Annotated in this window: 1 protein-coding gene; it reads right to left on the bottom strand. The window is 68.8% G+C overall.

Going from position 1 to position 400, the window contains the following annotated elements; genetic code table 11:
* Positions 1 to 230: 230 nt before the first annotated feature.
* A complete protein-coding gene (locus G3I71_RS53140) occupies positions 231 to 398 on the bottom strand; it encodes a LuxR C-terminal-related transcriptional regulator (protein ID WP_369335595.1) in 168 nt (55 codons plus the stop codon).
* Positions 399 to 400 lie beyond the last annotated feature (2 nt).

Here is a 400-nt window from a genome sequence, read left to right as displayed (position 1 = left end):
TGGGGATGAACCCCTCCGGGAGCCAGGCCGAGTAGAAGAGTGAGCCCAGGAACAGCAGGACAGCTATCGGACGACGGAAGGCATTCTGTGTCATGGGATCGTCTCGTAGAGGTTTCGCCCATGGGGGATCGCCAGGGTCAGTGGGGAACGGACCTGGCCGCGCCACGGGCGCGAGGCCGGGGCGGACCGCCCGACCAAGGCCCGGGCGTCGCGCCCCGGATGGGGCCGTGTCAGCCGTGCCCGGGGCGCCGCGCGGGCAGTCGACTGCTGTAAGCGGCTGCCTGGACCCGGTTGTGAACACCGATCACCTCGTACAGGCGCATGCACCGGTACTTGACGATCCCCTCGGTGACCGCCAGCTCACGGCCGATCTCCGCATTGGTGAGCCCGCGTGCGATCA

Origin of the sequence: Streptomyces sp. SID12501 (assembly GCF_010550245.1) — a bacterium.
Classification (GTDB): Bacteria; Actinomycetota; Actinomycetes; order Streptomycetales; family Streptomycetaceae; genus Streptomyces.
Note: the sequence above shows the minus strand (reverse complement) of the source record. Positions and strands in the feature narration are given on the sequence as shown.